The sequence below is a fragment of the Pontibacter silvestris genome (assembly GCF_020907275.1).
Taxonomy (GTDB): Bacteria; Bacteroidota; Bacteroidia; order Cytophagales; family Hymenobacteraceae; genus Pontibacter; species Pontibacter silvestris.
The window spans coordinates 1-24,904 of record NZ_JAJJWI010000012.1 but is presented as its reverse complement, the minus strand read 5'-3'; the positions used below and the strand labels follow the sequence as shown (position 1 = coordinate 24,904).

General features: G+C 42.3%; 24 protein-coding genes. 6 read left to right on the top strand and 18 right to left on the bottom strand.

Annotated features, from left to right (window positions below; genetic code table 11):
* Window positions 1–252: 252 nt before the first annotated feature.
* On the top strand, window positions 253–972 hold the full coding sequence (locus tag LN995_RS12265; protein WP_229961368.1) for an RluA family pseudouridine synthase: 720 nt from the start codon (window positions 253–255) through the stop codon (window positions 970–972).
* Between the two features lie 57 nt (window positions 973–1,029).
* On the opposite strand, the gene LN995_RS12260 is transcribed toward LN995_RS12265, so the two are convergent.
* Entirely contained in the window at window positions 1,030–2,010 is a 981-nt protein-coding gene (locus LN995_RS12260; RefSeq protein ID WP_229961367.1) for an NAD(P)H-quinone oxidoreductase, read from the bottom strand.
* A 288-nt stretch (window positions 2,011–2,298) separates the two neighbouring features.
* Between LN995_RS12260 and rplM the strand changes: the two genes are divergently transcribed.
* The 4 genes from rplM to tsf all read left to right on the top strand — a co-directional run bounded on the left by rplM (window position 2,299) and on the right by tsf (window position 4,981).
* A complete protein-coding gene (rplM, locus tag LN995_RS12255) occupies window positions 2,299–2,748 on the top strand; it encodes a 50S ribosomal protein L13 (RefSeq protein WP_229961366.1) in 450 nt (149 codons plus the stop codon).
* A 6-nt stretch (window positions 2,749–2,754) separates the two neighbouring features.
* Complete coding sequence (rpsI, locus tag LN995_RS12250; RefSeq protein ID WP_229961365.1) at window positions 2,755–3,141, top strand: 30S ribosomal protein S9; 387 nt, start codon at window positions 2,755–2,757, stop codon at window positions 3,139–3,141.
* Between the two features lie 21 nt (window positions 3,142–3,162).
* Window positions 3,163–3,930 (top strand): 30S ribosomal protein S2, encoded by a 768-nt coding sequence (rpsB, locus tag LN995_RS12245; protein ID WP_229961364.1) that lies wholly within the window; start codon window positions 3,163–3,165, stop codon window positions 3,928–3,930.
* Window positions 3,931–4,144: 214 nt separating this feature from the next.
* Window positions 4,145–4,981, top strand: a complete 837-nt coding sequence (gene tsf / locus LN995_RS12240) for a translation elongation factor Ts (RefSeq protein WP_229961363.1) — start codon at window positions 4,145–4,147, stop codon at window positions 4,979–4,981.
* Between the two features lie 105 nt (window positions 4,982–5,086).
* Here tsf and LN995_RS12235 read toward each other — a convergent pair whose 3' ends face one another.
* The 16 genes from LN995_RS12235 to dapF all read right to left on the bottom strand — a co-directional run bounded on the left by LN995_RS12235 (window position 5,087) and on the right by dapF (window position 23,519).
* Window positions 5,087–5,329 (bottom strand): hypothetical protein, encoded by a 243-nt coding sequence (locus LN995_RS12235; RefSeq protein WP_229961362.1) that lies wholly within the window; start codon window positions 5,327–5,329, stop codon window positions 5,087–5,089.
* 18 nt (window positions 5,330–5,347) lie between these two features.
* Window positions 5,348–7,180: a MutS-related protein gene (locus LN995_RS12230; protein ID WP_229961361.1), complete on the bottom strand. Its 1,833-nt coding sequence runs from the start codon at window positions 7,178–7,180 to the stop codon at window positions 5,348–5,350.
* Between the two features lie 200 nt (window positions 7,181–7,380).
* The gene (locus LN995_RS12225) at window positions 7,381–8,526 is read right to left on the bottom strand and encodes a hypothetical protein (RefSeq protein ID WP_229961360.1); all 1,146 of its coding nucleotides are present in this window, start codon (window positions 8,524–8,526) and stop codon (window positions 7,381–7,383) included.
* On the bottom strand, window positions 8,519–9,160 hold the full coding sequence (locus LN995_RS12220) for a hypothetical protein (RefSeq protein WP_229961359.1): 642 nt from the start codon (window positions 9,158–9,160) through the stop codon (window positions 8,519–8,521). Before LN995_RS12220 ends, LN995_RS12225 begins: the two co-directional genes overlap by 8 nt.
* A gap of 29 nt (window positions 9,161–9,189) precedes the next feature.
* Window positions 9,190–9,747, bottom strand: coding sequence for an RNA polymerase sigma factor (locus LN995_RS12215; protein WP_229961358.1), 558 nt, complete (start codon window positions 9,745–9,747; stop codon window positions 9,190–9,192).
* Between the two features lie 575 nt (window positions 9,748–10,322).
* Window positions 10,323–11,900 carry an L-piperidine-6-carboxylate dehydrogenase gene (gene amaB, locus LN995_RS12210; RefSeq protein WP_229961357.1) on the bottom strand — a complete coding sequence of 526 codons (1,578 nt, stop codon included), beginning with the start codon at window positions 11,898–11,900 and terminating at the stop codon, window positions 10,323–10,325.
* A 104-nt stretch (window positions 11,901–12,004) separates the two neighbouring features.
* Entirely contained in the window at window positions 12,005–13,498 is a 1,494-nt protein-coding gene (locus tag LN995_RS12205) for a Do family serine endopeptidase (RefSeq protein WP_229961356.1), read from the bottom strand.
* 180 nt (window positions 13,499–13,678) lie between these two features.
* Complete coding sequence (locus LN995_RS12200; protein ID WP_229961355.1) at window positions 13,679–14,188, bottom strand: Hsp20/alpha crystallin family protein; 510 nt, start codon at window positions 14,186–14,188, stop codon at window positions 13,679–13,681.
* A gap of 158 nt (window positions 14,189–14,346) precedes the next feature.
* Window positions 14,347–15,141, bottom strand: coding sequence for a DUF2490 domain-containing protein (locus tag LN995_RS12195; protein WP_229961354.1), 795 nt, complete (start codon window positions 15,139–15,141; stop codon window positions 14,347–14,349).
* 4 nt (window positions 15,142–15,145) lie between these two features.
* A complete protein-coding gene (locus tag LN995_RS12190) occupies window positions 15,146–15,745 on the bottom strand; it encodes a hypothetical protein (RefSeq protein ID WP_229961353.1) in 600 nt (199 codons plus the stop codon).
* A 25-nt stretch (window positions 15,746–15,770) separates the two neighbouring features.
* A complete protein-coding gene (locus LN995_RS12185; RefSeq protein ID WP_229961352.1) occupies window positions 15,771–16,961 on the bottom strand; it encodes a M20 metallopeptidase family protein in 1,191 nt (396 codons plus the stop codon).
* Between the two features lie 177 nt (window positions 16,962–17,138).
* The gene (locus LN995_RS12180; RefSeq protein ID WP_229961351.1) at window positions 17,139–17,672 is read right to left on the bottom strand and encodes a sporulation protein; all 534 of its coding nucleotides are present in this window, start codon (window positions 17,670–17,672) and stop codon (window positions 17,139–17,141) included.
* A complete protein-coding gene (gene deoC / locus LN995_RS12175; protein WP_229961350.1) occupies window positions 17,656–18,327 on the bottom strand; it encodes a deoxyribose-phosphate aldolase in 672 nt (223 codons plus the stop codon). The genes LN995_RS12180 and deoC overlap by 17 nt, the downstream gene beginning before the upstream one ends.
* 135 nt (window positions 18,328–18,462) lie before the next feature.
* Window positions 18,463–21,834 carry a preprotein translocase subunit SecA gene (gene secA, locus LN995_RS12170; RefSeq protein ID WP_229961349.1) on the bottom strand — a complete coding sequence of 1,124 codons (3,372 nt, stop codon included), beginning with the start codon at window positions 21,832–21,834 and terminating at the stop codon, window positions 18,463–18,465.
* 360 nt (window positions 21,835–22,194) lie between these two features.
* Complete coding sequence (locus LN995_RS12165; RefSeq protein WP_229961348.1) at window positions 22,195–22,713, bottom strand: GNAT family N-acetyltransferase; 519 nt, start codon at window positions 22,711–22,713, stop codon at window positions 22,195–22,197.
* 20 nt (window positions 22,714–22,733) lie between these two features.
* The gene (dapF, locus tag LN995_RS12160; RefSeq protein ID WP_229961347.1) at window positions 22,734–23,519 is read right to left on the bottom strand and encodes a diaminopimelate epimerase; all 786 of its coding nucleotides are present in this window, start codon (window positions 23,517–23,519) and stop codon (window positions 22,734–22,736) included.
* 105 nt (window positions 23,520–23,624) lie between these two features.
* Between dapF and LN995_RS12155 the strand changes: the two genes are divergently transcribed.
* Window positions 23,625–24,509: a class I SAM-dependent methyltransferase gene (locus tag LN995_RS12155; RefSeq protein ID WP_229961346.1), complete on the top strand. Its 885-nt coding sequence runs from the start codon at window positions 23,625–23,627 to the stop codon at window positions 24,507–24,509.
* 142 nt (window positions 24,510–24,651) lie between these two features.
* Here LN995_RS12155 and LN995_RS12150 read toward each other — a convergent pair.
* The coding region (locus LN995_RS12150; protein WP_229961345.1) for a LysM peptidoglycan-binding domain-containing protein at window positions 24,652–24,904 on the bottom strand (253 nt) is incomplete at its 5' end.

Below are 24,904 nucleotides of genomic sequence, written 5' to 3'. Positions count from 1 at the left end.
GTTTCACAGATAACAACTTTGGTAGTCCAGCTAATTGTCATTGTTGCCAATGTAAAGGAGCGATAAAGTTAATTCAGCCTTTTTCCATAGCCTTGCCTTCTTTTCAAGATAAAGATACATATCGTAAAGGAAGGGGATTTAGTCTAAACTACAAATGCTACAAAATACAGCGCACACTAAATTTCTGTATCTTTGCAAAATGCACAACATCTGTTTTGCCAGAGTGCTAAGTTTACTTTTATAGTTTAGAAGATGAAATACCCGGTTTTTAAAGACCTGATTATATTTGAAAATGACGATTACGTAGTGGTGAATAAGCCTCCGTTTCTGTCTACGCTGGAAGACCGTACGCCTAACACTACTAACCTGCTGAAGATAGCCCGACAGTACAACTCAAACTTACAAGCTTGCCACCGCCTGGATAAAGACACCTCTGGTTGTCTTGTTCTTGCTAAGAACCCGGAAGCGTACCGACATTTAGCTATGCAGTTTGAGGCTCGTGAGGTTTATAAAGTATACCACGCTGTAGTTTGGGGCACACATAAGTTTGAAGATGAACTCGTTGATCGTGCTATCTTGCCGAGTGCCAAAGGAGTTGCTAAACTAACGCCTAAAGGCAAACCAGCGCAGACTTACTTTACCACACTGGAAAATTATAACCGTCATACTCTGGTAGAATGCATGCCAGTAACAGGCCGCCTGCATCAGATACGTGTGCATTTAGCTTTTTTGGGGGCTTCTATTGTAAGCGATGAGCTTTATGGAGGAGAACATTTGTATTTGAGCAATTTAAAGCGTGGCTATAACTTAAAACAAAATACAGATGAGTTGCCACTGATTAAGCGCTTTGCTTTACACTCCTTTAATATAGGTTTCAAATTGCTGAATGAAGAACTTATTAAAATAGAAGCACCATATCCTAAAGATTTTGCAGTACTTGTAAAACAACTGAGAAGCCTTGGCTCCAGATAGAAAGAGAAAGAAAGGGCGGTGAAGATTCACCTCCCTTTCTTTTTGATTAAGCTGAAACTAAGCTATCTTCAATACAATCTTACCTATATTCTTATTTTCCTCCATGTGCCGATGCGCATCTGCAACATCTTCCCAATCAAAAACAGAGTCTACCACAGGTTTAATACTTCCATCTTTAAATAAAGGCATAGTAAAGGCACTCATTTCCTGCGTAAGCTTTATTTGGTAATCAAGGGAGCGGGAACGAAGCGTGGAGCCCATTATGTGCAAACGCTTCATCAGTATCTTTCGCAGATCAAATTCATCTACCTTACCACCTCCTAAGCTGGCAAGCATCACCATACGGCCATCCAGGCGCAGGCACTCAATATTAGATTTGAAGTACGATGCAGCAACAAAGTCTATAATCACATCGATCCCCTCTGAGTTAGTATAAGCTAACACCTCATCTTCAAAAGAAGCCTCTCTGTAGTTGATAGCTTTATGCGCCCCCAGGTCCAGACAAGCCTGCAACTTGTTTTCTGAGGCAGTCACCAGCACCTCCGCTCCTATAGCCCGTGCCAATTGTATAGCTGCTGTACCTACCCCACTGGCACCAGCGTGCACCAGCGCCCGCTCACCTGCCTCCAGCTTGCCCAGCCAAACCAGTGCCTGGTAAGCAGTTAAAAACACTTCCGGTATTGCTGCTGCCTCCTCCATACTTACACTATCGGGCAAAGGCATCGCCATAAGCTCATTAATAACAGCATATTCTGCATACCCTCCACCTGGTAGTAATCCGAATACTTTATCACCTTTCTTGAAACGCGTACAATTCAACCCTGCCTCTACTACCTCACCGGCTATCTCAAGCCCTAACAATGAGCTGGCACCTTCCGGCGGTGGATATTTACCCTCACGCTGTAAGGTGTCTGCACGGTTAATAGCAGTGGCATGTACATGCACCAGCAGTTCTGTCGGCTTTGGAAGAGGCTTTTCGTACTCTCCGAGTACCAGTTGTTCTGGCCCTCCGGGTTGTTTAACAAGAATAGCTTTCATTAAGTAAATTTTAGTGTTAGATAATAGACGCAGCAAAAAAAAGAAAGATATCTATGCTATAAAAATAACTAAATGTGCAGCCAGATACCTCTTATATGCAACTGTTTTACTTGTTATTTATGTTAACTCATATTATAACGATGGCAGCCAAAGTACTGTAAGTGCGTTGGTTTCAGTATTTTATTAATGAGGTATTGCATATCAAATTAATAACTAGTATCTTTGTGACCATTTTTCGATAGAGAAAGTTTTTCAATATTTAAAATAAATCGCTTACAACCACTAAAAATGGATCATTTAAGTTATAAGACCCTTACTGTCAACAAAAAGACAGCCAACAAAGGCTGGGTAATTGTTGATGCTGGGCAAGGAAACTTGGGTCGTGTGGCATCAGAAGTTGCCAAGATCCTGAAGGGCAAGCACAAGCCTTCTTACACTCCTTATGCTGACTGCGGTGACAACGTAATCGTTATCAACTCTGATAATGTACGTTTCTCAGGCCGTAAGTGGGACCAGAAGTACTACCTGACACACACTGGTTACCCAGGTGGTCAGAAGAAAACTTCTCCACGTGAGCTTAAGGCTAAATCATCTACATTGCTTGTAGAGCGCGCTGTTCGTGGCATGTTGCCAAAAAACAGCCTGGGCCGCGAGCTATTCAGAAATCTTCATGTTTTTGCAGGAAGCGAGCATCCATTTGCAGCTCAGCAGCCTAAACAACTAACCTTCAACATTTAATAATTAATGGAAGTTATCAATACATCTGGTAGAAGAAAAACCTCGGTGGCGCGCATCTACATGACGCCTGGGCAAGGGATTATCACTATTAACGGTAAAGATATTAAAACGTATTTCCCTAGCGAAGTACTGCAAACAATAGTAAATCAGCCGTTTCAAACCTTAGAATCCATTGGCAAATACGATGTAAAAGCCAACATTAAAGGTGGTGGTGTAAGCGGCCAGGCTGAGGCACTAAGACTTGCGATATCTAAAGCACTGGTAGTTGAAAATGCCGAAACTAAGTCTGTTCTTAGAAAAGAAGGCTTTATCACAAGAGACCCTCGCATGGTAGAGCGTAAGAAGTTCGGTAAGCGTAAAGCACGTCGTTCATTCCAGTTCAGTAAACGTTAATATTAAAGGTGTATCAACAACATGGCAAGTACTAATTATAAAGAATTACTTGAGGCAGGTGTTCACTTTGGCCACCTTACCCGCAAGTGGGATCCGAAAATGGCTCCGTATATCTTCATGGAGAAAAACGGGATCCACATTATTGACCTGAACAAAACTTTGGTTGCTCTTGATGAGGCTACTTCTGCTATTAAGAATATCGCTAAATCTGGCCGTAAAATTTTGTTTGTAGCTACTAAAAAGCAGGCTCAGGAAATTGTAGCTGAAGAGGCAAAACGTCTTAAAATGCCTTATGTTACTGATCGTTGGTTAGGCGGTATGCTTACAAACTTCGCTACAGTACGTAAGTCTTTAAAGAAAATGTCTACTATCGACAAGATGGTAAAAGACAACACAGCGTATGCAGCTATCGCAAAGCGTGAAAGATTAATGCTTTCTCGTGAGCGTGAGAAACTGGAAAGAGTTTTGGGCGGTATTGCTGATCTTTCAAGGCTCCCTGCAGCATTATTTATTGTTGACGTAAAGCGTGAACACATTGCTGTTAAAGAAGCTCAAAAATTAAATCTTCCTGTTTTCGCTATTTGCGATACTAACTCTAACCCAGAACTGGTAGACTTCCCGATTCCTGCAAACGATGATGCTTCTAAATCAGTATCACTTATCGTTTCTATTGTTGGTAAGGCTATTGAAGAAGGTCTTTCTGAGCGTAAAGTAGATAAAGAAGAAACTGAGCGTAAGCGTGCCGAGGAAGAAGGCATCAAAGCTAAACAAGAAGCAGACGAACAATAATCTGTAGTTCATATTGCATCAGATAAACTGAACATTGGGCGCCACATGCTGCTTCAATGTTCAGTTTGTTTTAGGGGATTAAGGAAAGAGACATTATTAGATTTTAGATGCTATACTTAGACTCAAGATAATGTCTGCCGTTCTAATAACATGTTTCTTTTACTCCAGATAGAAAATCTTAATTATTAATTTCATAATTCTTAATTATAAAAACATGGCTATTACAGCACAAGACGTTAACAAACTCCGCCAGGAAACCGGAGCCGGTATGATGGATTGTAAGAAAGCACTTACAGAAGCAAATGGCGACTTCGAAGCAGCTAAAGATATCCTGCGTAAACAAGGTCAGAAAATTGCCAGCAAGCGTGCTGACAATGCAACTTCTGAAGGTGTAGTTCTTACACAAGTAAGCGAAGACGGTACTACTGGTAAAGTAGTTGCTCTTGCCTGCGAAACTGAACCAGTATCTAAAGTAGAGGACTTCCAGAACCTGGCTAACGCAGTTCTGCAAGCAGCTGTTACTACTAATGCTACTTCTAAAGAAGAGCTTTTAGCAACACCTCAGGCTGATGGCCGTTCACTGCAGGATCACATTACTGACCTGATGGGTAAAATCGGTGAGAAAATTGATGTGGTATCTTACGAGACTGTTTCTGCTGATAAAGTAGTTGCTTATAACCACTCAAATGGTAAGTTAGGTGTACTTGTTGGTCTTTCGAACACCAATGGTACAGAGGTTGAAGAAGTTGGTAAAGATATTGCGATGCAAATTGCTGCGATGAAGCCAATTGCGTTAGACAAAGACGGCGTTGATTCAGCTACTGTAGAGCGTGAAATAGAGGTTGGTAAAGAGCAAGCACGCGCTGAAGGCAAGCCAGAGCAAATGTTAGAGAAAATTGCTCTTGGGAAACTGAATAAGTTCTACAAAGAAAACACTTTGTTAAATCAGGAGTTCGTAAAAGACTCTTCTCTTACAATTTCTCAATTACTTGAGAAAACAAGCAAAGGCTTAACTGTAAGTGAGTTCAAACGTGTAGCTATCGGTGGTTAATTCCTCCAAAAGGCACATAAATAAAAAAAGCCCGCACAATGGCGGGCTTTTTTTATAAGTCTGTATAAGCAGGCTTGTAGCCTGATTTAACTCTCACTTAGAATCTTAACTGTTTCTTCTTATACTAGACACAAAGGCATCTCGCATGTCTGAAAAACGATTCAAAGCAGCTTCTATAAAATCTTCGTCTAAAAGTTCTTTGGCACCTGCATCCCCCATTACATCCATTTCACTTATTTTGTAGGTTTGCTCAAAATCACCTTTTTCCAATTTAATAAGGTACTTGCCGTTCCAGGCAAGTAATGTAATCTTTATTTGAGGGTGCGGTATGTCGGCTACAACTCTCATGTTTTTATATGTTTTGAATTATTGTTGGCTGGTTCCAGTTTCATCCGCTATAGCAATGCCCATTAGCTGCATCAGTTTACTTGCATTAAAGCTACGGCACACACCTTTACGTAAAGTATAGTCAAACATAATTTTATCGCCTTCTATCATACTATTAAAGCTGTAGTTAAACACGCTTCCGGGAAGCTCCTCCTCCATTGCTCCTAGTTCGAGATCATGTGTAGAAATTAACCCCGAAGCATTACGTTGATGCAACTGCCGGATTAAAGCCATAGCTCCCTGGTGGCGGTCCCGGGAATTAGTGCCCTTTAAAATCTCATCCAGCAGATAAAATACAGGCTGAGCTCCCTGTTCTGTTAACTCTAACAAAATGCGCAAACGTTTCAACTCAGCATAAAAAGAAGAAGTGTTCTCAGACAGATCATCAGCAGTACGCATGGCTGTATAAACCTGCACCGGAGCTACTATCATCCTGTCAGCACAGACAGGCCCACCTGTGAAAGCCATCACCATGTTTATACCAACTGTACGCAGAAATGTTGTTTTGCCAGACATGTTAGAACCGGTTATTACCATTGTGCTGCCTGCACCCTGCATCTCAAAATCATTAGCTATGCGCTTTACAGAAAAGATAAGCGGGTGGGCTAACTGCTGAGCCCGCACATCAAAAGGCTGATGGCTTAGCACCGGAACAGCATAGCCAGGGTTTGCAAACTGGAAAGAGGCTATACTTGCCAACGCTTCAAAATTAGCCAATACATCCAGGGAGCCCTCTACTTGCGGCACATATTGTTTACGCCATTTCTCCAGTTGGTATATCCAGATAAAGTCCCACATGAAAACAGTATTTAGAAAAAAAGCCATTAGCGTACTAAGCCGGTAAGAGAAATAATCCAGAATACGTTCTAACCGGGCCAGTGCCACCGATGCTTTATAATTCTGCTGCATCAGTATGTCTTGCAACTCTACTAATAAGGGTGCGTGAAAAGTATACTGCTCCACTTTGATTATCTGGCGCTTGTAACTTCGCATGGCTTCGTACATCTCCATGCTATTGTCATAATACTCATCACGGATCTTCTGAAAGCGATACGCCAGCAGAAACTGAGCTACGAGAAAGGCGCCAGCAACATACCCCGAGTAGCCATTAAAATATGCGGCAATGGCAGCCATCGTAAGTACAGGCAACACCACTATCAGTATCTTAAGATAAGGATGATCCTGATACAAGTTGTTAGAGCGTAACCAGTCGAAAAACTTAAACGAGGGAGGGTTTTGGTGCTTGTAATGCCGTGATTTAACGTGCAGATCCTGCAGCCAATCTACTTGCCCCTCCTGGGCAAGTTCTGCCACCGCCTGTTGCCTACGTAGCACTTCCTTTGGTACGGCAGCAACACGCATCCAATCGGCAAGCTTTTGTTTACCCAAAGTTGTAACAGAACGGTTTATCAGCTGAAACAACGAGTTTTTACCAAAAATGTCCAAGTCAGAAGTATAGGCATGCTGGTCATCCGCAAATTGCTGGCCCAAATCGAACTGTTGCAAGCGCCCTGCCAGCCGATCGATTTCCTGCAGATTTAGCTCACGCAGCAGCTTGTAATTGTTATAGATATAGTTCAGGCGACTGTGCCAACGTACTACCACTACAAACAGAATGTAGAATGCCACTATGCTCAGTACACCTAGTGCATAGCTGCTAGTGGAGAAGAAGTAACACACTAACGCAATGCCTACCACAAATACAACCAAACGCAGCCACGATACCAACTGCGATTTTGACAATGCTTTCTTTTCCAACTCAGAAAAATGCTCTGACCGCTGTTTAAATAATGTTTCTCTGCTTTCGCTCACGATTTTAAATCAAGTCTTATTCTACTTAAATTTTGCCTTACCCAAAGATAACTCTAAATGCTTTGCTATATGGCATGAAAACAAAAAGAGCCGGTTTACACCAGCTCTTTTACCTTAAACAACAAACTTACAAACACAATTTTCTTAAAATGATATTCTTAACTGCGCCAAACACTGGCTATATAAGTTCTACGAGTGAACTACCTTATAAACTTCACATCACCGTACTTAGACACGACATTTACAGAACCTTTTGCTGTTGAACCACCATATCTGCCTTTATATTCTGCTGAAGTATGTCCTTTTTCAAGGGATGTAATGTTTACACTAGATTTATCGTACTTAAAATCTGCAAACTGAACATTTACATCAAAATCAAAAGCGCTATTGTCTGCAAAGCCTAATGATACTGGACTGAAGCCACTGGCCACGTTAATGCTCCGAACGTTTCTGCTTATGTTATCAACTTTAAAAGACCCATACTTTACATCCATTGTAAGCACCTCTCCCAGACTACCAATTATCAGATCGCTGAATTTAGAAGAACCTTGTAGCCCATTGGTTCCATCTACACTAAAGTCAGAATAAGCTACATCAATGTTACCATGGTTAATAAAGCCACAGCTTCCTGACCCAAAAGCAACTCTAATGTTGTTTGAAGAATTACTTAAGTTGTTAGTCTTCAAAGAGCCGTATTTAACAGTAATATCAGCTTTACCTTTTAAATCAGCCAGATATACTTCTCCAAAACTATTTTTCAGAGCAACAGGATTTTCTTCCGGCATAAAGACAGTATAGTTTATCTCAAAGCTTCTGTTCGAGTTACCCGAAGTACGAATAGACTCCATTTCTGTACGCAATGAAATCATTTTACTGTCACGGCTTTCGGAGATGGTTATCCCATCCAGAATCTTTTGGGCATTTTGCTCAGAACTTGCACGGGCAACTATGTCTATCCGAACCTGAACCTCTTTTCTGTTCCAGGTATTCACATGTATTTTGCCGAATTTATTTTCAATATTAAGCAGTTCTGAATTACTCACTTTATAAGTCTTGTCAAAAGACTTTCTCTTTTCTGAGTTGAAAGTTGAAGCCTGATTCTCTATCCGGAGTAAAGGCTCCACTTTAACTTCAAGCTTAGCGAGTTCCTGCACGTCAACCACGCTAGAAAGATCGGATAACACCGAAAGCTCTGATAAGGCAGCCAGTTCTGACAGTCCATCAGCAAGCCCGGACAAATCGATTGTTATAGAGGTAGTGGGCTCTGTTTCTGTTTTCTGCTGTGCAAGAACCATAGTAGGCACCAGTGTGGCTATAAGTAACAAGCAGCGTATAGATTTATACATTAGCGGTTTCATTTTCTTTTACCTCTGAATCAATTACGTTTTCAAGTTTATCTATTTTCTGAAGCACCTCCAGTTGCCTGTTTAGCACCTCTATCCTTATCTGCAGGTTCTGGATCATGGCACTTACTACTTTATCTGTGTTGGGTGTTGTATATAATTCTTTTTTTAATTGCTGATAAGTACTGTCAAGGCGGGCCAGTTCATAATCTATCTGCATACTCTCATCCAGCCCCAGCACTTTCAAATCGTAGTCGCTTAGCTGCTTTTTCTTTTCACTTATTTGGCTTGTGTAATACGTTTCTACCTCTACAAGCTCAGGAGCAATACTTTTAATGGTAGCTGGCTGTGTTGCGGCAATGGTGTTAGTTGCACGAACTACTGCCTTCTCTTTCATATAAAACAGGATAAACCCACACCCAATCAATAATAACACGGCTACCGCCACACGCATAAACACATAGTCAGCTTTAAAGCTGGCTCGCTTACCGAAGTTTATGCTAATTACTTTCGCCTTTTGCTTTTCATCAATAGGAGGCATTTCCTGGCAAATCTCCTGCCACAGCTCCTGCCGGGGTTCATACACATCGAACTCATCTTTGTGTTCACATATAAAATCTTTTAGCTTATCTTTCATAATCAGTATCTCCTTGTGCTGCTATGTTATCAGGCAACAAACTGTGGTTCACGCATAATTTCTAATAGCTTCTTTCTGGCGCGGCTGTACTGCGATTTTGACGTTGACTCTGACACGCTTAATACTTCACCTATCTCAGCATGGTCAAAGCCCTCAAAAAGGTATAAGGTTAACACCACCCGGTATCCGTCTGGCAGCATCTGCACGGCTCTCCGAACCTTTTCTACCCGCCACTCTGTATCGTTGTCGCATACTTCTTCAGCAACGTCTTCCATTATTCTTTCATCTATCTCTATCAATTCGACTTTCTTTTTACGGATAGAGTTAATAGCAGCATTTACCACTATTCTTTTTAACCAGTTCCCAAATGAAGCCTCACCTTTATAGGTATGAAGGTTCTTAAAGGCACTGATAAAAGCTTCCTGCAACACATCTTCTGCTTCGGCATAATCGTTTACAATACGCATGCTCACGTTAAACATAGCTTTGGAGTAAAGCTTGTACAGTTCGTACTGTGCACGGTTTTCACCTTGCCTGCACCGCTCTATTACATGATGGTTCACATCCTGATAACTCAATTTCTCCAAAGTCTTCCGGTTTAGTATTGCTCTGTTCGTTTTAAAGCTTCTGTTTTGTTTCCCTCATCTCCTTTCTTTCCTAAATTCACTCTAAAGACAGAAGCTTTTGCAAGAGGTTGCATCTGTAGCTAAAATACTTTTAATATTCTCCCACCAACCTACTTTTCCACACTATCCACAGCCTGATGTGGAAATCTAAAAGTTGTCTATCTACTTCATCTTCTTCAAGTTAGCAAATAAGTTTAACTATTTATTACCAAAAACCTATATTTTAACTACATTCTAAGGGAAACGTAACAATTATCAACCTTAGGTTATCAACATATCCACATATCATTTATCCACAAATGTGGATAACTATAGCATATCATGTAGATTCCTGCTGATACACACGCACAAAAAAGCCAGCTTTCTTAGAAAAGCTGGCTTTTGCGAGAAAATACTGTATAAAATTCAGGTAATAATTGAGCACCTTACCCTAAAAAGTAAAATAATTGCGTAATATTTTAATCCCGAGAACTAAAACGGTTTCTTTTGCAGCAGGTGATACACATTATAGGCATAAAGGCAACATCCTTAAATTCTTAATCCATTATATCAAACTTAATACCTTGTGCCAAAGGAAGCTCTCTGCTATAGTTGATGGTGTTGGTCTGGCGACGCATATAAACTCTCCAGGCATCAGATCCGGATTCACGACCACCACCTGTATCTTTCTCTCCACCAAAGGCACCTCCAATCTCTGCTCCGGATGTACCCACATTTACGTTTGCAATACCACAGTCAGAGCCCCAATGGCTTAAGAACGCTTCTGTTTCCAATAAACTTGAAGAGAAAATAGCTGATGACAAGCCTTGGCGCACACCATTTTGCAGTTCAATAGCATTTTCTATATCGCCACTATATTTTATCAGATAAAGAATGGGAGCAAAGGTTTCTTTCTGTACAGTAGCAAAATGATTCTCTGCTTCTACAATGGCTGGTGTTACATAAGTACCCGTCTGGTAGCTATCCCCATTTAGCACTTCTCCACCTGTTAATAGGGTCCCTCCCTCTTGCTGAACCTGGGCCAGCGCCTGCTGAAATGCTTCCACAGCATCTTTATCGATCAATGGGCCAACAAGCGTTGTATTGCTAAGCGGGTGCCCGATTGGCAGGTTTGGATAAATTTTAACCAGGCGCTCCTTTACTTTATCATATACATTTTCGTGTACTATTAAGCGACGGGTAGAAGTACAGCGCTGCCCACAGGTTCCCACTGCTCCAAATACTACAGCACGAATAGCCATTTCAAGATCTGCATTCTCTGTAATGACAATAGCATTGTTACCACCTAGTTCCAGCAAAGATTTGCCTAAGCGGGCTCCAACGGCTTCGCCTACTTTTTTACCCATTGTTGTAGAACCCGTAGCAGAAACAAGTGGAACACGGTTGTCGTGGCTCATCAGGCTTCCTATTTCAGCATCACCAATAATCAGGTTAAAAATCCCTTCCGGCAGCTCATTCTTAACTAACACTTCGCGTATAATATGCTGGCAGGCAATAGCTGTAAGCGGTGTTTTCTCAGATGGCTTCCAGATAACCACATCGCCACATACTGTAGCCAACATTGCATTCCAGCTCCAGACAGCAACCGGGAAGTTGAAAGCGGATATAACACCAACAATGCCCAGCGGATGGTACTGCTCGTACATGCGGTGCTGCGGACGCTCCGAGTGCATAGTGTAACCATGAAGCTGCCGTGATAAGCCTACAGCAAAATCGCAGATATCAATCATTTCCTGCACTTCGCCTAACCCCTCCTGTAATATTTTGCCCATTTCATAGCTTACCAGTTTGCCTAAAGCTTCCTTGTGCTCTCTCAGCTTCTGCCCTATCTGCCGCACTATCTCGCCACGCTTAGGAGACGGAACTTTGCGCCACACCTTAAATGCCTCCTGCGCTGCTTTTACAACCTGTTCATAATCATCTGCTGTAGCCATATTTACAGAAGATATAAAGTTGCCATCTGCAGGGGAGCGAATCTTTTTAACAGTGCGCCCTTCCTGTCCTCCCCATACCAAACCTGTACTGTAAGACGGGTTAAGCTCTTTTATACCTAACTGATGCAACACATCTGCCAGTGCTTTGTTTAGCGGAAGTTCTTCTATGGTTTGTTTCATAAGTTCTGTTTATTTTTTACTGTTACAGCTTATACAAAGCTATAAAAAACAAAAAAGCTTCCACGTATCTGTGGAAGCTTTTGTACTATGTTTCAAGCTAAAGATTAACCTTTGCCAATTGGATAGTAAGCTTTTAGGCCATCCGGGTAAACACCCTCAATGTAAACTACACCACCATCAAAGCTCTTCAAATGTTTCTCAACATCTGAAGGTTCATTTACCTGGTACCTGTCGATTCTTGTTATAATAAAGCCATCTTTCATACCAGTATCTCGGAACTTGCTCTTATCTACTCCTGAGATTTTAGCACCACCACTGATACCAAGCTTATTCATTTCCTGCTTAGAAACAGGCGCAAAGGAAGCTCCATCAAATGTTACCGCTTCGGCATTGCTACGTTTTACAAGCTCGGTGCTGTTGTTCAGGTTTTTAAGTGTAACGTTGGCTGTTTTGTCTTTACCATCCCGGATATAAGTCACTTTTACTTTATCACCAGGACGATAGCGGGCTATTTGCTCCAGCAGTTGAGATGTTTTGCTTACATTCACGTCGTTGATAGCTGTAACAACGTCACCTGCTTTCAAGCCGGCTTCTTCAGCAGCACTGTTTTCTGTGATCTCGTACAGGTAAACGCCATTTAGTGTTTTAATTCCTTTTTCTTTAGCAAATGCCGCATCAATCTCCTGTATTCTGGCACCTAACAAGGCACGCTGCACTTCACCATATTTCAGAAGGTCGTCTACCACTTTGCTAACAATAGAAGAAGGTACTGCGAAAGAATAACCCGCAAAAGAACCTGTCTGCGATGCAATCGCAGTATTGATGCCTACCAGGTCACCATTCAGGTTAACTAAAGCACCGCCACTGTTACCAGGATTTACAGCAGCATCTGTCTGAATGAATGACTCAATGCTCATATCGTTCTGGCTGGTGCGCAGAATGTTAATGTTACGGCCTTTGGCACTCACAATACCTGCTGTAACAGTAGATGTAAGGTTCATAGGGTTACCCACAGCCAACACCCACTCCCCGATTTGCAGATCGTCGGAATTACCATAGCGAACAGCAGGCAATTCATCGGCATTAATTTTTAGTAAGGCGATGTCGGTAGTGGGGTCTGTACCTACTAAAGTAGCTTCGAACTTACGCTTGTCATCAAGTACAACCTCTATTTTATCTGCCTTATCAATTACGTGGTTGTTTGTTACAATATAACCATTAGAAGCAATAATAACGCCTGAGCCGGAGCCCATCTGAGGACCTCGGGGAGCACGCTCTCCAAAGCCATCACCAAAGAACTCACGCAGGAAAGGTTCCATACGGTTGCTGTAGTTATCAGCTGAACGTACACTGTATTCCGTCATTACGTGTACTACTGCTGGTGTAGATACCTGAGCAGCCTTCACAAAATTTAATCCTTCCGGAACAATAGCATTGCTGCTGCGCATATCGCTGGTGTAACGAACATTAGGATATTTATCCTGATTACTACTGCTAACCACAGCTTCATCTTCCAGCAGCTTGTAGCTTCCTACTGCAACGCCTCCACCAAGCAGAGCCGAAAGCGTTAAGCCAACAAAGAATTGTTTAGTTTTCATGTACTGTATTAATTTACTGTTGTTTATGTAAATATTAAATATTTTCTATACTGTAAGCTAATAACGTATATCTTGTATACGATAGTATATATTACTGAGATGATATCATTAGTATAACTTACTAATAACAAAAAAGAGGCCAAAAATTATCGGCCTCTTTTTTGTTAAAGCTTTTACTTCTTAAGCTTTTACTTCTTTTCCGTTTTCAGAAGCTACAGCAACTTTCTTAGCTGCCGGTTTAGTTTCCTCTTCCGCGTCTGAAGTAATGCTTATCTGGCGCTTCAGGACTTTCTGCTCATCTTTAGGAACAGTAACATGCAGAACTCCATTTGCCAGGTTTGCCTTAATCTGCTCAGGGTTTACATTATCAGGCAGGTAAAAGGTTCTTGTGAAAGAGCCATACTGCGTTTCCAGCATGTGATAACGCTTACCTTCTTCTTTTTTCTCAAACTTACGCTCACCAGTAATGGTCAGCTTACCTTCCTGAAAATCTATACTGACATCTTCTTTTTTTACACCTGGTAAGGCTAGCTCCAGCTCAAAACCTTTTTCTGTTTCGCAAGCGTCTACATGTGGTGTAAATCCAGAGAAGTTTCTGGTATTAACAGACTCATTAAAGAACCTGTCTAACATTGTGCTGAATGATTGTGGCATTACATCGTAAAAGCCATTATTTCTAACAAGTGCCATAGTTTTAACCTCCTTAAAAATGTTGTTTAACATCTTTTACATAGAGAGTATTAGTAAAAAGTGTACCAATCGTATTATTACATTAAATCATGAAACAATGTCATAATACAAACACTCTAAAACCATAACATTGTGACTTATTGACTCTTAAACTATATCTAATAAGTAAAACTGGCAGTATTAGGCCTCTTGTTAATGCTGTACTTTACTTCTAAACCAACTACTGGTGAAATCCGGTTTCGCTTAGTAGTATATCCTTTCTCTACCAACTGGCTATTCTCGTCATAACGTGGTGGTATCAGCACAAAATAATAGTCTGTCTGCCGCATAAAGTAGGGGTTAATGCGTAGCTTTTTGTTAAGCTCATAGTTCAGGCTAATCCGTAAGCGAGTTCGGTCTACGGTTCGTTCTTCTCCTGCACTTCCACCACCATCTCCAAAATCAGACAACAGCATGGCTTCGTATCTTACAGATGGAGAAACAAACTTTGATTTAAATGACAGACGCTTTCCTAGCTCTGCCATAAAACTGTAGCGGCCATAAGCATCCTGATCTTCCGGACTTACATACTCAAACATAGCCTGCTTATTAAAATACAAGCCGCCTATGTTGCCATTGTGCCGCAGAAACAGTGTGTAAAACTTTGTTATAGGATAATCTTCTAACGCGTAGCGAAACAAAGCTCCACCTCTCCAATGGTCCGAAAAAGTTTGCTCGTAACCTAAGGCCAGCTGTACACGCTCAAAATTTCGCAGAGGGCCTCTTGACTTCAGATCATTGTACCGTTCATCTGTGTTAACGCGGTACTGGTTCTGCAGAAACAGCACACCATCTTCGCCTACACCTTTGTTTATCTGAATCTCTGGCCAAATGGCCATTGGAGCAGTTACTTTACTTTGGGCCTGTGTAAACATAGGTAGCACGAGTAACAGCACGAAGTATATTTTTTTCATCGGCTTATGATCCGGGATTACTTTGCGTTAATGATTGTAGCAAACTAAACAGGATGTCGCTTTCCCATTGGTTAAACAAGATTCTTTTATTTATAAGAGGATCAGGCTGGCTGTAGATAGCAAAGTAATCTTCGTATTCCTTAAGGGCTACTTCTCTCCAGACAATTGCTTTGTCATTTGCACTAAGATAAACTCCTTCGCCTGTTAATCTCACTCCTCTTAACTCTATGTCATAGGTGGTAAAGAACTTCTGAAGGTACGAGTTAACAATGTCGTTTAAGTAATGTTGCCACATCAAGTCTACTATACTGGCATAGGTTTCAATATATGTCCTGTTCTGCCCGAAATAGCTTGTAAACTTAACCTTTATAATGCCGTTCTCTTTTGTTTTGATATCGATACTGAAGCTGCAGCCCACATAGAACCTGTACCATAAAATCCAGCTCATCTCATTCTTTACATCGATAATATCGCTTTTACTGATTTTTGTGAACTGTCCGGGCTCTCGGTTCTCGTACTCTAAATAGTCTGGAGCAAGTCTTAGTGTACGCTTTCTGCCAAGCAGTCCCGTAGACAAGCGATATTCCAAAACTTTATGCTCCATTAATTTTTATACTACAAGTCCAATATTAATTACCTAGCTCCTGTATTGCTAACCAGGCCATCAGCCCGATCCCAGTTTCCAGTGCTTTCTCATCAACATCAAAAGTAGGTGTGTGTACAGATGAGGTGATACCTCTCTCCTCGTTGCGGGTTCCTAAGCGATAGAAGCAGGCATTAACTTCCTGTGAATAATAAGCAAAGTCTTCAGCTCCCATCCAAAGGTCCAGATCCACCACATTCTCAGCTCCTAAATATTGCTCTGCCGCCTCACGGGCATTTCCTGTCAGCGTCGGATTATTTTTAAGAAACGGATAGCCATTCTTAATATCAATATCACAACTGCCACCCATGCTTTCGCACAACCCTTCGGCCAGCTTTTTAATTTTCTGATGTGCTTCTGCCCGCCACTTTTCATCCATCGTTCTAAAGGTACCCTGAATCTTTACCTCATTCGGTATAACATTCGTGGCCCCATTTGCTTTTATGTCTCCAAAAGATAGCACAGTTGGAATTTTAGGGCTGGCATGCCGGCTTGCAATCTGCTGTAAGGCAACTATCAGGTGAGCTGAAATCAGCACAGGGTCAATGTTCATTTCTGGCATAGCTGCATGGCCACCTTTACCTTTCACTGTAATATATATTTCATCGGCACTGGCCATGTACATCCCCGACCTAAAGCCCACCTTACCTGCAGGCAACATCGGGAACACGTGCTGCCCTACTATACCAGCCGGCTTCGGATTTTGCAGCACACCTTCTTTTATCATAAGAGATGCCCCTCCAGGAAATTTTTCCTCCCCTGGCTGAAAAACCAGCTTTACTGTTCCTTCGAACTGATCGCGTAACTCCTGTAGTATTCTGGCTGACCCTAGTAAAGATGAGGTATGTACATCGTGGCCGCAAGCATGCATTATTCCCTCATTTTTAGATTTGTACTCCACCTCGTTCTGCTCCAAAATGGGTAATGCATCCATGTCTGCTCTTAAGGCAATAACTTTTTTACTTGGATTCCGACCTTCTATATTAGCCACTACACCTGTATTTGCCATACGTGAAGGAGCTAATCCGTAGCTTTTAAGCATTTCCTCTACATAAGCAGCGGTATTATACTCTTCAAAGGATAACTCAGGGTTAGCATGTAGGTGGCGGCGCACAGCCACCGTATCAGGGGCATAAGCCTGAGCAAGTTGTTTTATTTTATCTAACAGTTGAGACATAATTAATTTCTGTTTATAAACTTCTGTGCAGGCATCTGCCAGAGCTTTTATGTACTGCTTTTAAGCAAAAGAGATAGAATTGTAGCAGCAATTAAATACTATAGCACTAAATTAAAAAGCGTTGCAACCTGTTTCAGGCCACAACGCTTTACTATTCTTCTCAAACCAACTATCGCTTTAGTAGCTTTTATTAATATTTATCTGTTCAGACACTATTTGTGCATTCGGAATAAGGTCCTGAATTTTGTTTAGTACTTGCTGTGCCTCTATCCGGCTAAAGAAATCACCTATCTTTAAGCGGAAGTTTGGCTGCTGGTATGTCAGGTAATCTTTTTCCTCCGGCACTCTGGATATAATAGCTTTTCGCAGATTCATAACTGTTTGTCGTTCTGAACCATTATAAGCCAGTATGCGATATCCTTGTGCAAATCTTATTCCTTTGTTCACACTAGCTACTGTATCCATCAAAACCTCCACACGGTCATTTACATGGTTTACAGGTTCCATACGTGCTGCAGGTGCTGCAGCATCAGGTACAGTATATTTTGGCCGGTATAGACTTAAATCCTCAACCACCTTTTCGTTACCCTTATCCTTCCCTCCTGACCTGGTAGTTTCGGCTGTTCTGGCACTACCTGTTCCTGAAGAGGAAGCACAGGCTGTTGTCAGCATGATAGCCAGCAAAAATAATATGCTAAATACTCTGTTCATCTTTTACTATTTGTATGCTCGCCGAGCAGCCCAGCCTATCGGCACCTGCCTTAATTAACGCTTGCGCATCGGCTAATGTTTTTATGCCACCAGAGGCTTTAATCTTTATATAATCAGGCAACACGCGCCGCATTAGCTCTATGTCACTTACAGAGGCTCCACGGCTTGCAAAGCCTGTGGAGGTCTTTACAAAATCTACGCCAGCGGCCACACATATCTCACATGCTTTCTCTATTTCTTCTGGAGAAAGTAAAGCTGTTTCTATAATTACCTTTAATTCTGCTTCTTTCAGATGGCAGAACTTTGCCAGGTCTCCCAGTTCATTTTCTATCTCAGCATATCTTCCAGACTTAAAAGCAGCAATATTCATAACCACATCTATCTCACTGGCTCCATCGCTAACAGCCTGGTGGGTTTCCAGAAACTTTGCCTTCGGGTGCTGATAGCCTAAGGGAAAGCCAACTACTGTAGCCACTTTAACCTGGCTGGCTGCACCAAAGCGTTCTTTTGCCAAAGCTACATAATATGGCGGCACACAAACAGCAGCAAATTCATATTTAGTGGCTTCATCACAGAGCTGTAGTATCATATCAGCAGTAGCCTCTGGTTTCAGCAAAGTATGGTCTATATAAGAGGCAATATCTTTTCCAGCCATTATAGATATTAAATGCTAAATTTAAGAATAGAAGTATCTGTTTGTTATTTAAACACCTGCAAAGATAGAAAGTGGAAATAAAAAAACAGCCACTAATTTCTTAGTGGCTGCTCAAATAATCTTATAAACATAGATTTAGTCTTCTAACAGCACACAACGGTTGTTCTGTAGGTCTTCTTCTACTGTTTTGAACTTAACATCTTTTACTACGCGGCCATCATTGTATTGCACACTTACACGATCGTTACGTCCTGCAACTTTCTGAGAGTGGGCAGGCACCATTTTCTGAGGTTCAGGAGTTGGTGCTGTTGTATGGCCTGTTTCATCTTCCAGAGAAGAATGCACTTCTGCTTTTTGCTCATGCAAAACAGGTGCTTTAGGCTTTGGCTGCGGACGAGGTTCCTGTACCTGTTCTGGTGCCTGCACCGGAATGTAAGCATGGAACAGGAAGTTAATCGTTTGTTCGTTTACTTTACCAATCATGCGTTTGAACAGCTCAAAAGACTCAAACTTATAAATCAGCAATGGGTCTTTCTGTTCGTACACCGCATTTTGCACAGACTGCTTCAGGTCATCCATCTGGCGCAGGTGGTCCGTCCAAGCTTGGTCAATTGTACCCAAGGTAATCGTTTTCTCCATTGACCGGATCAGCTCCAGACCATGAGACTCATACGCTTTTGTAAGATTAGCTACCACGGCCATTTGTCGCTTACCATCTGTGAACGGCACTGCTACATTCTCGATCATTGGTCCACGGTTCTGGTAAATGTTCGTGATGATCGGGTAAGCCTGCTCCCCTGTCTGCTTGTTCTTATTCACATAATAAGCCAAAGCTTCGTTATACAGGCGCTCTGCCAGTTGGTTTGCCTGAGTGCTTCTGAAGTCAGCTTCTGAAATTTGTGTATCAATACCAAATACACGGATAATGTGCAGCTGGAAGTTTTCGTAGTCGTTAATATTCTTATAGTTAAGAACAATATCTTCGCTGATATCATAGATCATATTCCAGATATCCAGCTCCAGACGTTCTCCGTAAAGGGCATTTCTGCGACGCTTATACACCACTTCACGCTGTGCGTTCATCACATCATCGTACTCCAACAGGCGCTTACGCATACCAAAGTTGTTTTCCTCTACTTTCTTCTGCGCACGCTCAATAGAGTTAGTGATCATAGAATGCTGAATTACTTCACCTTCTTCCAATCCCATACGGTCCATCAGGCGGGCAATACGGTCAGAGCCGAACAGGCGCATCAGGTTATCTTCCAAAGAAACAAAGAACTGAGAAGAACCTGGGTCACCCTGACGACCGGCACGACCACGCAACTGACGATCTACACGGCGTGACTCATGGCGTTCTGTACCCACAATGGCCAAACCACCGGCAGCTTTAGATTCCGGCGCAAGCTTGATGTCGGTACCACGGCCAGCCATGTTTGTTGCTATTGTCACCGTACTTGGTTTACCAGCTTCGGCTACAATCTCGGCTTCTTTCTGGTGCATCTTCGCGTTTAGTACCTGGTGCTTAATTTTACGCATGGTAAGCATGCGGCTCAGGAGCTCTGAAATTTCTACAGAAGTAGTACCAACCAACACTGGGCGGCCTTTCTCTGTAAGCTCTACGATCTCGTCTGCTACTGCATTGTATTTCTCACGGGTAGTTTTATAAACCTTGTCGTGCTCATCTTTTCGCTGTATTGGGCGATTAGTTGGAATAACCACCACATCCAGTTTATAGATATCCCAGAACTCACCTGCCTCTGTTTCGGCAGTACCCGTCATACCAGCTAACTTGTGGTACATCCTGAAGTAGTTCTGCAGTGTTACAGTGGCATAAGTTTGTGTGGCATCTTCTACCTTCACGTTTTCTTTCGCCTCTATTGCCTGGTGCAATCCGTCAGAGTAACGACGGCCTTCCATTACACGGCCTGTCTGCTCATCCACAATTTTAACTTTGTGGTCAGGTGTTACAATATACTCGGTATCTTTCTCGAACAGCGTATAAGCCTTCAGTAACTGGTTGATGGTGTGTACACGTTTCGTTTTTTCCTGAAAATCGGCGATTAGCTGCTCTTTCGAGTGCAGTTGTTCTTCATTAGAAAGAGAGTTATCATTTTCGATATTGGCAATCTCAGTACCGATGTCTGGCAAAATAAACAGGTTCGGATCTTCTCCCTGCCCTGTAATAAGGTCAATGCCTTTCTCTGTCAACTCAATCTGGTTATGCTTTTCATCAATCGTGAAGTACAACGGCTCATCAGCTTCAGGCATCATGCGGGAGTTGTCCTGAAGGTAATAGTTCTCCGTTTTCTGAAGAATGGCACGTATACCTGTTTCGCTCAGATACTTAATCAGAGGCTTGCTCTTAGGCAGACCACGGTAAGCACGGAATAGCGATAGGCCTCCGTCTTTATCATTTCCATCTTTTATCAGGCGTTTAGCCTCTGTCAGGAAATTATTTACAAGTTTACGTTGCGCCTCTACCAGCATGGCAATGCGTGGCTTCAGTTGATAGAACTCATGCTCATCACCGCGTGGCACCGGACCAGAAATAATCAAAGGTGTACGGGCATCGTCAATCAATACAGAGTCTACCTCATCGACCATTGCATAATGATGCTTGCGTTGAACCAGGTCCTGTGGATCGCGCGCCATATTATCGCGCAGGTAGTCAAAGCCGAATTCGTTGTTGGTACCGTACGTAATATCGGCACGATAAGCATTCCGTCTTGCCTCAGAGTTAGGCGTGTGTTTATCGATGCAGTCTATTGTCAGGCCATGGAACTCGAACAGTGGTCCAATCCACTCTGAGTCACGTTTAGCAAGATAATCGTTTACAGTTACTACATGCACACCACGTTTAGCAAGAGCGTTAAGAAAAGCAGGCAAGGTCGCCACTAAGGTTTTACCTTCACCAGTTGCCATCTCAGCAATTTTACCCTGGTGCAGAACAACACCACCTATCAGCTGCACATCGTAGTGTAACATGTCCCAGACAATCTCGTTACCAGCTGCCATCCACCTGTTTACCCAGGTAGCCTTATCACCGTCTATTTGTACGTTTGGTTTACGTGCAGCCAGCATTCTGTCATGGTCAGTAGCGGTTACTACCATCTGGCCATTTTCTTTCCAGCGGCGTGCTGTTTCTTTTACAATAGCAAAAGCAGTAGGTAGTACCTCCAGTAGTACCACTTCCAAATCCTTATTGCGCTGCTTCTCCAGTTCATCAATCTCAGAGAAGATACTTTCTTTCTGCACAATGTTCAGATCAGGCTCGTCAGCAACACGCTTATGTAGTGCGGCAATCTGGTCATCTATTGATTTCAGTCGCTCATCTATGATGCCTTTTACTTCCGCTGTTTTCTGGCGGAGCTCATCATCTGTAAGATTAGCCAGTCTGGCGTACTCTTCGTTTATTCTAGATACGTAGGGTACAACCTCCTTTATATCTCTGTCGGATTTTGTTCCGAATAATTTCGCAACGGTTTTACCGAAAAAATCAAACATTCTATATAGTTCTTAAATAAAAATCTGCGTTTGCAATATCGTCAAAAATAAGCTGTTTTTCCGATATATCTTATTTACAGTACGAAAACAATACCAAACTTTACCTAAAGTAACATCCTGCCAAACTTGCCGATGTAATATAGCTTGTTTACTATTCTTTCGCTAACAGCTTAAATGTCTATGCCATAATAGGTAACACGTGGCAATGTGGCAGAAGTTCGTTTTAGGGAAATGCATTCTAACTAGGAGTTAAAATTCCCTGAAAGGAATTGGTCATTTATCTATGAATCTTCAACTTTATATGAAGGGATAACAATTGAACATAGAACATGTTCTTATATCAGCTTAAAATAGCTATGTCTAAAACAGCTTCTGGTATTCGATTACATCATCCCAACTGCCATCGGTCTTACGTAACCACTGCTTTCTTATGCCTACCTCATCAAAGCCAGTTTTAGTGAACAGTTTTATGCTTGCCTGATTGGTAGCCGTGATAGAACAATATACCTGGTGTAACTGTAACGTGTATTGGCAATAGTTTAAGAGTAGCTCTAAAGCTTCAGCGGCATACCCTTTACCACGATAAGGAGCAGCCAATATAATACCTACACCCGCCCGTTGGTGCAGTGGGTCAAAATCGAAAAGGTCAATAGCACCTATTGCTTTGTGGCTATGTGTGCAGATAACCAGACGCAATTGTTTTATTGTAAAAATATCAAACGCAGCATTTTCTAGATACTGCTCCAGTATGTGCCTGGAATAAGGCGTAAGCGTGTTGCCCACATACCATACATTAGTATCGTTTTCCAGCACATACAAAAAGTCCAGATCAGGGGGCTCTAAAGCTCTTAAATATATTTTATCTGACTTCAAAAACACGCTGATCTGGATTAAATGATTTAGACCTTTTCTGGAAGGGCTACAGAACCATTGAAGACAAGTTTAGCTGGCCCAATCAGGTAGATATGGTCGAAAGAGTCTCCGCTTCGGGTAAAAGAAACTTCTAAGTCCCCTCCTAGTGTGTTAACTTTTACAGGACTTTTAAAGCCCTCCAGACTTGCGACCAGAGCACAAGCAGTCACGCCTGTTCCGCAGGAAAGCGTTTCGTCTTCCACGCCACGCTCGTAGGTACGCACAAAAATTTCATTTTCAGAAATACGCTGTACAAAGTTTACATTAGTGCCTACTTCTTTAAACCTGTCGTTGTAGCGAACAGCACGGCCTTCTTTATACACATCCAGTTCCTGAATATTGTCTACAAAGCGTACATAATGAGGAGACCCTGTGTTGAGGTAATAGTCGTTTCCTGTTTTCTCTACGCTGGCAACATCGTTCATTTTTAAGTGAATGAGATCACGCTCCACACTTGCCTGGTGCTCACCATCGGCAGCCAGGAAACAGGCTACATCTTCAATTACACCTAACTGCTTTGCAAAACGTACTGTGCAGCGGGCTCCGTTTCCACACATAGAACCTACCCGCCCATCCGCATTGTAGTATACCATCTGGAAGTCATAGTCCGGGTGGTCCTGTAGCAGAATTAGACCATCTGCCCCTACCCCCATGCGTCTGTCACAAAGGTGTTTTACTAGAGCTTCATCCTCTGCCGGGAATAAAAGCTTGCGGTTATCGACCATTACAAAGTCGTTGCCCGTACCTTGATATTTATAAAAGCTTAATGCCATATACATTCAACAATTAAACCAGCAAAACGTGCACTTTTTACGTTCGGCAGATAAGTCGTACTTTTGCCGTCAGCTAGTACACAGCTACAATTAAACAGCAAAGATATGTATTCCTTTCTTACAACAGAAAACTGGGCCGACTACGAATTAGTAGATTCTGGAAATTTTGAGAAGCTGGAGCGTTTTGGCCAATATTATGTTGCCCGCCCTGAACCACAGGCCATATGGGACAAGCATTTACCTGAGCAAGAATGGCAGCGCTTGGCACAGGCAGTTTTTACCCGTGATAAGGGCAGCTCTGAGAAAGGGCAATGGAAATTAAAGAAAGACATGCCGGAGCAGTGGTACATCAATTATAAATATAATGACCTGAAGCTGCGTTTCCGCCTGGGGCTTTCTTCTTTTAAGCATGTGGGGCTTTTCCCAGAGCAGGACAGCAACTGGAAGTTTATCTACGACACCACACGCCAACTAAAGGCTCAGCCACCAAAGGTTCTGAATATGTTTGCTTATACTGGTGCCGCATCTTTAGCTGCCAAAGCCGCCGGAGCCGACATTACGCACCTGGACTCTGTAAAACAGGTAAATTTCTGGGCTCGCGATAACATGGAGGCCAGTAACTTGGACAACATCCGCTGGATAGTGGAAGATGCCATGAAGTTTGCTCGCCGGGAAGTTAAACGCGGCAACACTTATAACGGTATTATTCTGGACCCTCCGGCGTATGGACGTGGCCCTAACGGAGAGAAATGGCAGCTGGAAAATGAGCTGAATGAACTGATAAAGCTGTGCCAGCAAATGCTTGATAAAACAGATTATTTCCTGCTGATTAACCTTTACTCGCTGGGGTTTTCTGCTATTATTCTGGATAACCTGATGCACCAGACCTTTGGAGATCAAATCAAGAATAAAGAGTTAGGTGAGATTTATCTACATGATAAAGGAGACCGGAAGCTGCCGCTGGGTACTTTCTTCAGGTTCCATTCATAAGCGAAGCGCTTTTTATCTGCTCCTAATCAACCTTACTATAAACAACTGAAAAGAAACTCCCCGCCTGAGACAAAGGCGGGGACAAAAGCACCCAGGCACACATACCCGGAATTTTAGTCCCGTTTAACTAAAAGTATCCTTATTAACCTTTGGGTACTGCGACACGCAGCTTATGCCCTATCTTGATATTATTGTTTCGTAGGTTGTTCCACTGCCGTAGTTCCTGCAAAGAAGTATGGTACTTTCTGGAAAGCTGATAAAGCGTATCACCAGGGGCAACTGTATGGAGTTGTTTGGCAGGCACAGTAAACCCTCCGCGATCTAATTGTTCTTCAGCTCTGTCAGAATCAGCTAACACACCCTCAGATACAGTGTCTCGTCCTGCTATAGGTTGA

What these genes read in the sequence shown, in the direction of transcription:
- deoC (WP_229961350.1), bottom strand. Translation starts at nt 18,327, where the DNA reads ATGGCTGGAAAAGATATTGCCTCTTATATAGACCATACTTTGCTGAAA.
- LN995_RS12260 (WP_229961367.1), bottom strand. Translation starts at nt 2,010, where the DNA reads ATGAAAGCTATTCTTGTTAAACAACCCGGAGGGCCAGAACAACTGGTA.
- LN995_RS12205 (WP_229961356.1), bottom strand. Translation starts at nt 13,498, where the DNA reads ATGAAAACTAAACAATTCTTTGTTGGCTTAACGCTTTCGGCTCTGCTT.
- rpsI (WP_229961365.1), top strand. Translation starts at nt 2,755, where the DNA reads ATGGAAGTTATCAATACATCTGGTAGAAGAAAAACCTCGGTGGCGCGC.
- secA (WP_229961349.1), bottom strand. Translation starts at nt 21,834, where the DNA reads ATGTTTGATTTTTTCGGTAAAACCGTTGCGAAATTATTCGGAACAAAA.
- rpsB (WP_229961364.1), top strand. Translation starts at nt 3,163, where the DNA reads ATGGCAAGTACTAATTATAAAGAATTACTTGAGGCAGGTGTTCACTTT.
- dapF (WP_229961347.1), bottom strand. Translation starts at nt 23,519, where the DNA reads ATGGCATTAAGCTTTTATAAATATCAAGGTACGGGCAACGACTTTGTA.
- LN995_RS12220 (WP_229961359.1), bottom strand. Translation starts at nt 9,160, where the DNA reads ATGAAAGATAAGCTAAAAGATTTTATATGTGAACACAAAGATGAGTTC.
- LN995_RS12180 (WP_229961351.1), bottom strand. Translation starts at nt 17,672, where the DNA reads ATGAACAGAGTATTTAGCATATTATTTTTGCTGGCTATCATGCTGACA.
- LN995_RS12195 (WP_229961354.1), bottom strand. Translation starts at nt 15,141, where the DNA reads ATGAAAAAAATATACTTCGTGCTGTTACTCGTGCTACCTATGTTTACA.
- amaB (WP_229961357.1), bottom strand. Translation starts at nt 11,900, where the DNA reads ATGAAACAAACCATAGAAGAACTTCCGCTAAACAAAGCACTGGCAGAT.
- LN995_RS12225 (WP_229961360.1), bottom strand. Translation starts at nt 8,526, where the DNA reads ATGTATAAATCTATACGCTGCTTGTTACTTATAGCCACACTGGTGCCT.
- LN995_RS12265 (WP_229961368.1), top strand. Translation starts at nt 253, where the DNA reads ATGAAATACCCGGTTTTTAAAGACCTGATTATATTTGAAAATGACGAT.
- LN995_RS12235 (WP_229961362.1), bottom strand. Translation starts at nt 5,329, where the DNA reads ATGAGAGTTGTAGCCGACATACCGCACCCTCAAATAAAGATTACATTA.
- tsf (WP_229961363.1), top strand. Translation starts at nt 4,145, where the DNA reads ATGGCTATTACAGCACAAGACGTTAACAAACTCCGCCAGGAAACCGGA.
- LN995_RS12200 (WP_229961355.1), bottom strand. Translation starts at nt 14,188, where the DNA reads ATGGCACTTGTTAGAAATAATGGCTTTTACGATGTAATGCCACAATCA.
- LN995_RS12190 (WP_229961353.1), bottom strand. Translation starts at nt 15,745, where the DNA reads ATGGAGCATAAAGTTTTGGAATATCGCTTGTCTACGGGACTGCTTGGC.
- LN995_RS12155 (WP_229961346.1), top strand. Translation starts at nt 23,625, where the DNA reads ATGTATTCCTTTCTTACAACAGAAAACTGGGCCGACTACGAATTAGTA.
- LN995_RS12185 (WP_229961352.1), bottom strand. Translation starts at nt 16,961, where the DNA reads ATGTCTCAACTGTTAGATAAAATAAAACAACTTGCTCAGGCTTATGCC.
- rplM (WP_229961366.1), top strand. Translation starts at nt 2,299, where the DNA reads ATGGATCATTTAAGTTATAAGACCCTTACTGTCAACAAAAAGACAGCC.